This is a genomic window from Azospirillum sp. TSO35-2, from assembly GCF_003116095.1.
In the GTDB taxonomy this organism is placed as follows: Bacteria; Pseudomonadota; Alphaproteobacteria; order Azospirillales; family Azospirillaceae; genus Azospirillum.
On the sequence record NZ_LGRA01000021.1, the window covers coordinates 2027808 to 2035619 of the forward strand.

The 7812-nt window shown below is 68.4% G+C and carries 8 protein-coding genes and 1 pseudogene; 2 read left to right on the top strand and 7 right to left on the bottom strand.

The window, feature by feature from the left end; all coding sequences use genetic code 11:
• Positions 1-9 precede the first annotated feature (9 nt).
• The 6 genes from TSO352_RS25235 to TSO352_RS25260 all read right to left on the bottom strand — a co-directional run bounded on the left by TSO352_RS25235 (position 10) and on the right by TSO352_RS25260 (position 5025).
• Positions 10-1344 (bottom strand): outer membrane protein transport protein, encoded by a 1335-nt coding sequence (locus TSO352_RS25235; RefSeq protein WP_109109880.1) that lies wholly within the window; start codon positions 1342-1344, stop codon positions 10-12.
• A gap of 245 nt (positions 1345-1589) precedes the next feature.
• Positions 1590-2396 carry a TSUP family transporter gene (locus TSO352_RS25240; RefSeq protein ID WP_109109881.1) on the bottom strand — a complete coding sequence of 269 codons (807 nt, stop codon included), beginning with the start codon at positions 2394-2396 and terminating at the stop codon, positions 1590-1592.
• Between the two features lie 46 nt (positions 2397-2442).
• On the bottom strand, positions 2443-3120 hold the full coding sequence (gene thiE / locus TSO352_RS25245) for a thiamine phosphate synthase (RefSeq protein WP_109109882.1): 678 nt from the start codon (positions 3118-3120) through the stop codon (positions 2443-2445).
• Between the two features lie 3 nt (positions 3121-3123).
• On the bottom strand, positions 3124-4053 hold the full coding sequence (locus TSO352_RS25250; protein ID WP_109109883.1) for a class I fructose-bisphosphate aldolase: 930 nt from the start codon (positions 4051-4053) through the stop codon (positions 3124-3126).
• Positions 4054-4218: 165 nt separating this feature from the next.
• Complete coding sequence (locus TSO352_RS25255; protein WP_247872424.1) at positions 4219-4461, bottom strand: hypothetical protein; 243 nt, start codon at positions 4459-4461, stop codon at positions 4219-4221.
• A 111-nt stretch (positions 4462-4572) separates the two neighbouring features.
• Complete coding sequence (locus TSO352_RS25260; protein WP_109109885.1) at positions 4573-5025, bottom strand: hypothetical protein; 453 nt, start codon at positions 5023-5025, stop codon at positions 4573-4575.
• Positions 5026-5239: 214 nt separating this feature from the next.
• On the opposite strand from TSO352_RS25260, the gene TSO352_RS25265 reads away from it, so the two are divergent.
• The gene (locus tag TSO352_RS25265) at positions 5240-5584 is read left to right on the top strand and encodes a type II toxin-antitoxin system HicB family antitoxin (protein ID WP_109109886.1); all 345 of its coding nucleotides are present in this window, start codon (positions 5240-5242) and stop codon (positions 5582-5584) included.
• Positions 5585-5749: 165 nt separating this feature from the next.
• On the top strand, positions 5750-7438 hold the full coding sequence (locus tag TSO352_RS25270; protein WP_109109887.1) for a cache domain-containing protein: 1689 nt from the start codon (positions 5750-5752) through the stop codon (positions 7436-7438).
• A gap of 98 nt (positions 7439-7536) precedes the next feature.
• Here the strand turns inward: TSO352_RS25270 and TSO352_RS25275 are convergent.
• Positions 7537-7812, bottom strand: a pseudogene (locus TSO352_RS25275) (glyceraldehyde-3-phosphate dehydrogenase); the annotation flags it as partial.

Genomic DNA, 7812 nt, shown 5'->3' on the forward strand with positions numbered 1-7812 from the left:
GCTGTCCGTTCAGAACGTCATTCTGGCCTGCAGGCCGATCAGGTCGATGCTGCTCTTGTAGTCGACGTTCAGATTGCCGCGGCCGGCCCCGACGCCGGTCAGATTGTCGGTCAGCGCCACCGAGGTCTTCGGGACGAAGACGTGCGAATAGGCGGCGTCGATCCGGAGGCTGTCGGTCATCTGATAGCCGGCACCGGCCGACAGCCAGTAGCGGTTCTGCTCCGGGATGCGCGGCGTGCGGTAATCGACGTCGACCGAGCCCTTGTCGAAGGCCACGCCGCCGCGCAGGGTCAGCTTGTCGGTCACCTTGTAGGAGGTGCCGAGCGCGTAATACCAGGTGTCCTTCCAGTGCTCTTCGGTCACCGAGGTGAGCGCCGGGTTGGCGATGCTGACCCGCAGTTCATGGAAGCGCGACCAGTTGGTCCACTGCACGTCGGCCATCACCGCCCAGCGGTCGGTGACCTCGTGGTACAGGCCGATGGAGGCGATGTCCGGCGTCGTCAGGTCGGCGCTGGCGCTCTGGCCCGGCAGGGCGCCGGCCAGCGGCGCCGGCAGGCCGGTGAAGGAGATGCTGCCGGTCAGCCGGTGCTTGATCGCGGAACGGTAGGCGAGGCCGACGCGCGTGCCCTTCACCGGCTCGATCAGGGCGCCCAGCGTGAAGCCGAAGCCCCAGTCGTCGCCGTTGACGTCGCTCTTCACGTCCAGCGATCCCGGCCGGCCGAGCCGGCTGGCGCCGAAGTCCGACGCCTGCGACAGCTTGGCCTTGGCGTATTGGACCTGGACGCCGCCGCCCAGCGTGATCATCGGGTTGATCCGATAGGACACGGTCGGGGTGAAGTTGTAGGTGCGCAGATCGGACCGGATGCCGTGGTAGCGGCCGATCCAGTTGTCACCATAGTCGGTGACCAGGCCCCAGGGGCCGTTGGCCGACAGGCCGACCTTCAGGTCGTCGTTGATCGAATAGACGAAATAGCCGGCCGGCACGATGGCGTCCTGGGCGATGTCGCCGGGCGAGGCGTTGCCGCTGATCGCCGTGCCGCCCAGCCGCGCGGCGCGGGTGGCGCGCGCGCTGTCGACCTTCGACTTCACGAGGACGCCGGTGGCGGTCTGCACCACTTCCGTCCCGGTGACCAGCCCCATGGTCGCCGGGTTGTAGAACATGGCGCTGGCGTCGCCGTTGCCGCCGGCGGTGACACCGGCGTAGGCGGTGCCCTGGCCGGACACGCTCTGCTCCTTCAACGCAAAACCGGCGGCCAGCGCGGGTGTGGCGGTCGCGAGCGGCGCGGTCACCGCAATGGCGGCGGCGGCGGTCAGCAGGTGCGTCTTAAGCGTCGACGGAGACATAGTTCCTTCCCCCAATTGTGTTATTGACGCAATGATACACGAACTGACGCTTACGTAAAGGGCCGGGTGCCACTTTTTGTTGGCTGCCGGAGCAATGTGCCGGCGGACATGCGCAGCGGGAATCGGAAATGCGGCGTCACCGCAGGGGGATGCGGCGCGCCGTGAGGGGTAAGCCGAAAACGCCGCGACCGATGGCCGCGGCGGTGTGACGGGGAAGGGAGAGGGGGAGGGGGAGGGCGGCCCGGTCAGCCGATCCAGGACGCCAGCGCGCTGTACATGTGGCGCAGGATGTTCTGGTCGTCGCTCCACACCAGCTTCGCGGTGATGACGACGGAGGCGACCACCAGCATCGGCCGCACCACGCGGGCGCCGTTGCGGATGACCATGTGGGCGCCGGCCTGGGCGCCGATGAACTGGCCGACCCCCATCAGCAGCCCGACGATCCACAGCACATGGCCGCCGGCGATGAAGAACAGCAGCGAGGCCAGGTTGCTGGTGAGGTTCAGAACCTTGGTGTGGGCGGTCGCCTTGCGCAGGTTGTGGCCGAGCAGCGAGACGAAGGCGATGGCAAAGAAGGTGCCGGTGCCCGGTCCGAAGAAGCCGTCGTAGAAGCCGATCCCGGTGCCGACGCTGAGCGCGAAGGCGTGCTCGCCGATGCGCTGGTGGGCGTCGAGTTCGCCGGCCTTGGGCGACAGCAGCAGGTAGATGGCGATGCCGATCAGCAGGATCGGGATGACGTCGCGCATGAAGCTGGAATCGAGCATCTGCACCAGGATGGCGCCGGTCGCGGCGCCGACGAAGGTGCAGGCGATCATCGTCCGCATCGCGCCGGGATGGACCTCGCCGCGGCGGACGAACTTCACCGTGGCGGACAGCGAGCCGAAGCTGGACTGCAGCTTGTTGGTCGCCAGCGCCTCGGCCGGCGAAATCCCGGCGGCCAGCAGCCCCGGGATGGTCAGCAGACCGCCGCCGCCGGCGATCGAATCGACGAAACCGGCCACGGCGCCGAGAAGGAACAGAAGGCCCAGCGACTCGGGCGTCAGAAGATCCATGGTGGAAAAGCGTCCCGCGTGGAGAAGGGCGCGGCCGGCCGCAGCCTCAGCCGGCCGTGCCGTCGGTGGTGGCGGCGGCGATGGCGGCGTTCAGTGCCCTGACCCCGGCACCCGGGCCTTGCGCATGGCCCCAGACCGCGTTGACCACGGCGAGGAAATCGGCGCCGGCGGTGACCAGCGGCGCGCAGTTGTCGGCGGTGATGCCGCCGATCGCCACGCAGGGGACCTCCATCAGCTCCGACCACCAGCGCAGAAGCTCGGGCTCGGCGTGATGCTCGGTCGTCTTGGTGGCGGTGGGGAAGAAGGCGCCGAAGGCGACATAGTCCGCCCCCTCCTCGCCGGCGATCATGGCGAGATGGCGGCTGTCGTGGCAGGTGACGCCGACGATCAGGTCGGTCCCGACGATCTTGCGGGCGTCGCGGTAGGGGGTGTCGGTCTGCCCGATATGGACCCCGTCGCAGCCCATTTCGCGCGCCAGACGCGGGTGGTCGTTCAGGATGAAGGCGACGTCGCGCTCCTGGGCGATCGGACGCAGCGCGTCGCAGGCCCGGCGGATCTCGTCGTCGGAACAGTCTTTCAGACGCAACTGGACGCAGGCGACGTCACCGGCATCCAGGGCCTCCGCCAGAAGCGGCGCGAACGCCGCCGGCACCAGGGCCGGCGGCGTCACGAGGTACAGTCGGCAGGCGGGCGTTTCCGCCTGGGACGGCTTTCCCTTGGCCAAGTGTTACTCCCGGCCCTGGTAGATCTTCATGATCCGGTCGAGCAGCTTCAGCGCATCCTCGCGCGGGCGCTGGAAGGCGTTGCGGCCGATGATCGAGCCGTTGCCGCCGCCGTCACGGATGGCGCGGGCGTCCTCGAACACCGCGTCCTCGCCCTTGGTGGCGCCGCCGGAGAAGACGACGATGCGGCGGCCGTTGAAGGCGCACTGCATGATGTGCTTCACACGCTCGGCCTGGGTGGCGATCGGGATCTGCTTCGACTCGTAGACCTTCTTGGCTTCCGGCTGCTCCAGGAAGGCCGACGGCAGCTTCACCTTGATGATGTGGGCGCCGAGCAGCGCGGCCATGTGGGCGGCGTAGCCGATCACGTCCATCGCCAGCTCGCCGTCCTTGGTGACGGCGCCGCCGCGCGGGTAGGACCACAGCACGGTGGCCAGGCCGTAGGACTTCGCCTCCTTCGACAGCTCGCGGAACTCCTCGTACTGGGAGTACATGGCGTCGGAGCCGGGATAGATGGTGAAGCCGATGGCCGAGGCGCCGATGCGCAGCGCGTCCTGGACCGAGGCGGTCACCGCCTGGTCGGCCGCTTCCTTCTGGGTGGACAGGCTGTTGGCGCTGTTCATCTTCAGGATCAGCGGGATCGAACCGGCGAAGGTGCCGGCGCCGGCCTCCAGCGAGCCCAGGGGGGCGGCGTAGGCGTTGCAGCCGGCGTCGATCGCCAGCTGGTAGTGGTAATGCGGGTCATAGCCGGCATCGTTCGGGCCGAAGCTGCGGGCCGGGCCGTGCTCGAAGCCCTGGTCGACCGGCAGGATCACCAGCTTGCCGGTGCCGCCGAGCTTGCCTTCCATCAGGATGCGGGCGAGGTTCGCCTTGGTGCCGGGATTGTCGCTCTCGTAGTTGGCGAGAATGTCTTTGACGCGGCGCGTGAGCTTCATTGTGGCTCTTCCCCTGGGGCATTCTTGGAAATGGCGCCGTCTTAGCCCTTATTCGGCCGCTTTGCAACGGCGGGAGGGGCATAAAGCGGCCATTTGCCACGCCTGAACGGCCTAGGGCCTGCGGCGGGGGGCCGCGCCGGCGGGGGTGGCCGACACCCGAACGGGCTACAGCATAAAGGACTGCACCAGCGCGTAGAGGCCGTAGCCGGCACCACCCAGCACCGCCCACGACGCCGCCGTCAGCGCCACCCAGACGGCGACCAGCCGCAGCCCGCGCATCTTCTCCGGACCCGGAAGCGGACAGGGCTCGCCGCGGCGCAGCAGGCTCACCGGATGGATGCCGGCCTGCCCCGAATGGGGAGCCTGCGCGCCCGTCGGCTCCGGCGTGTTCAAAGTGGTGATGCTCATGGTTGGCTCGTCCGGCATCAAAAGAGGGAGGCGCGTGTCACAAAAATATCCTTCGGTTAGGCTACACCACCTTCGCGCGGCGTCGATGCACGAAAAAGCGGTAGTCCGGGTCTAACCTTGGGGGCGTGACAGCCAGTCACGGCATAGGGCCTCCAGCGCATCGCGGCGCCGGCGCCCGCCACTTTCGGTGAGGCTGGGGGCGGCGAGGTCAAGCGGCGGCGGGCATCGTGTCAGCAGCGCCGCGCCGCGCGCCGTGGCGATGGCGGCGAGGCGGACCGCCACATCCGCCCGTCCGGTGAACAGCAGAAGCGGCACGCCGGCGGCCAGCGCCCCCTGCGCCTCGCCCGCACGGTCGCCGCAGTCGATCAGCGCGGTGGCCTCCAGCCCGGGATGCGCCCGCCGTGCCCGATCCAGCAGGCCGAGCAGCCACAGCGGTCCACCGGCCCAATCGGCCATCAGCACCAGCGGGACGCCCAGCCGGTCGGCCGCCGCCGCCGCGGCGAGGGTGTCGTCGAGGCCACGGACGCGGATCGGGCGGAGGGCGGCGGGGTCGGGACGGGGCATGGTGGTGCGCGGCGGGGGCAGGAGAGCAGGGACAGGGTGGGGGTGGGTCGGCGACCGGATACGGGCTATTCGCACGCGGTTGCCGGGCCGGTCCAGAGAATTGAGGCAGGTCAAACCACCCGACGGCGGTCCGGGAGTATGGTCAGTCACATCGGGCCCACCGTGAACTCACGCGGCCCGTCTCATGGGAATGATGCCCCTCGGGAATGCCACGATGATGGAATACAAGGGTTACAAGGCCCAGATCGACTTCGACAACGAGGCAGGGGTCTTTGTTGGCGAGGTCATCAATACACACGACGGCATCACCTTTTCGGGCCACTCCGTGGACGAACTGCGCGATTCCTTCCGCCGTGCGGTGGACGATTACCTCGACCTCGCCTGCGACATGGGGGGCGAGGGGGAGCAGCCCTATTCCGGCCGGCTGTCGGTCCGAATCAACCCGATCCTGCATCGCGCCATCGCCGACTGCGCCGAGCGGGAAGGCAAAAGCCTGTCCGCCTGGATCGCCGAATGCCTGGGCCGCGCCGCCGGGGTGAGGAACGCGAAGGCCGGCTGATATATTCGCAAATTGCGATGCGAATTGCGCGTGCGGCCGGAGTGATCTGGCGGATTGGGAACACCGCCGTCAGGATGCAGTCAAGCCGACGCGACGTTTGTTCGGCACACGAACTTGGCATCGTCCTTGCTCAGATCATCCCCATAACGACAAGGGGGATGCGTGATGAGCGGACTGAAACTGACCCTGCGGGCAAAGCTGTGGACCCTGGTGGCGCTCGCCGGTGCCGTTGCCGTCGCCCTTGCGGGCTCGTCCCTGTGGCTCAACAAGCGCAGCATGCTGGAGGATCGCAAGGACACCCTGCGCTCCATCGTGCAGACCGCGCATGGGCTTGCCGCCGGCTACGAGGCCGAGGTGAAGGCGGGGCGCCTGACGCGCGAAGAGGCGTTCGAACGCTACAAGGCCAACCTCAACACCATGCTCTACAACGGCAAGGACTATGTCTTTGTCCAGAACATGAGCTACCAGACGGTCATTCATCCGGTCCGGCCCGATGTCATCGGCAAGGACCAGCGCGACAGCAAGGATTCGAACGGACTGTATTTCGTCCGTGCCCTGGTCGACACCGCCCGCACCCAGGGTGAAGGCTTCATCGACTACATGTACCCGAAGGCGAATTCCGAGGTCCCGCTGCCCAAGCTCAGCTACGTCAAGATGTTCGAGCCGTGGCAGCTCGCCATCGGCACCGGCGTCTACATCGACGATCTCGACGTCCGCTTCGAACGCAGCCTGTGGACCATGGCGGCCATCGTCGGCGGGCTGGCCCTGCCGGTGGTGGTGCTGATCGCGCTGGTCGGCAACTCGATCAGCGGGCGCATCCGCCGTCTGTCGGACGTGATGCGCGGCCTGTCGCAGGGCGACCTGTCGGTCACCGTTCCCGAAACCGACCGCAGCGACGAGCTGGGCGAGATGGGCCGTGCGGTCCAGGTGTTCAAGGAGAACGCCGAGGCCCGCCGCGCGCTGGAGGTCGAGCAGAGCGAAGCCGCCCGCCGGGCCGAGGCCGACAAGCGGCGTGCGATGGACCAGCTGGCCGACCGCTTCGAGGGCACGGTCGGCGGCATGATCCGCTCCGTCGCCTCGACCACCGACGCGCTCGGCCAGAAGGTGCGGGCGATGTCGCAGGCCGCGGAGCAGACCAACCATCTGGCCGGCGTCGTGGCCAGCGCCAGCGACGGCACCGCCGCCAACGTCCAGACCGTCGCCGCCGCCTCGCAGCAGCTCACCGGCTCCATCGTCGAGATCGGCCGGCAGGTGTCGGAAGCGAGCCGCGTCGCCACCGAGGCGGTCGGCATGGCCCAGCAGGCGAACGGCCGCATCGGCAGCCTCGCCGACGCGGTGGAGAAGATCGGGACGGTGGTCGGGCTGATCAACAGCATCGCCGGGCAGACCAACCTGCTGGCGCTGAACGCCACCATCGAGGCGGCGCGGGCGGGCGAGGCCGGCAAGGGCTTCGCCGTGGTGGCGAGCGAGGTGAAGCAGCTCGCCAACCAGACCGCCAAGGCGACCGACGAGATCGGCGGCCAGATGAGCGCGATCCAGGCGGTGACCGGTCAGGCGGTGACCGAAATCCAGAACGTCGCCACGGTGATCGAGCGGCTGAGCGGCATCGCCACCGCCATCTCCGCCGCGGTGGAGCAGCAGAACGCCGCCACCGCCGAGATCGCCCGCTCGGTCCAGCAGGCCGCCGCCGGCACCGGCGAGGTGTCGTCCAGCATCTCCGGCGTCACCGCCGCCTCCGACGAGAGCGGCCGCACCGCGCGCGAACTGGTGCAGGCGCTGGGCAAGCTGTCGGACGAGGCCGCCGGGCTGAACGCGCAGGTCGGCAGCTTCCTGGCGACGGTGCGCGCGGCGTAAGGGGCGCGGGGCAATCGCACTCCGTACGACAATAGCCCATACAGCAAAAAAGGGCGCCTTCCCGTGGGAAGGCGCCCTTTCTCTTGTCGACGCGAGGCTTACTTGGCGTTCGCCATGGCGACGGCGGTGTCGCTCATGCGGTTGGAGAAGCCCCACTCGTTGTCGTACCAGGTCATGATGCGGACAAAGTTGCCGTCGATGACCTTGGTCTCGTTCAGCGCGAAGATCGAGCTGTGCGGGTCGTGGTTGAAGTCGGTCGACACCAGATCCTCGGTGTAGGCCTCCAGCACGCCCTTCAGCGCGCCGTTGGCGGCGTCGGAGATCGCCTTGGTGATCTCCTCGACCGAGGTGGCGCGCTTGGCGGTGAACTTGAA

Coding starts and splice junctions, on each gene's coding strand:
- TSO352_RS25250 (WP_109109883.1), bottom strand. CDS start 4,053: ATGAAGCTCACGCGCCGCGTCAAAGACATTCTCGCCAACTACGAGAGC.
- TSO352_RS25270 (WP_109109887.1), top strand. CDS start 5,750: ATGAGCGGACTGAAACTGACCCTGCGGGCAAAGCTGTGGACCCTGGTG.
- TSO352_RS25260 (WP_109109885.1), bottom strand. CDS start 5,025: ATGCCCCGTCCCGACCCCGCCGCCCTCCGCCCGATCCGCGTCCGTGGC.
- TSO352_RS25265 (WP_109109886.1), top strand. CDS start 5,240: ATGATGGAATACAAGGGTTACAAGGCCCAGATCGACTTCGACAACGAG.
- TSO352_RS25255 (WP_247872424.1), bottom strand. CDS start 4,461: ATGAGCATCACCACTTTGAACACGCCGGAGCCGACGGGCGCGCAGGCT.
- TSO352_RS25235 (WP_109109880.1), bottom strand. CDS start 1,344: ATGTCTCCGTCGACGCTTAAGACGCACCTGCTGACCGCCGCCGCCGCC.
- TSO352_RS25240 (WP_109109881.1), bottom strand. CDS start 2,396: ATGGATCTTCTGACGCCCGAGTCGCTGGGCCTTCTGTTCCTTCTCGGC.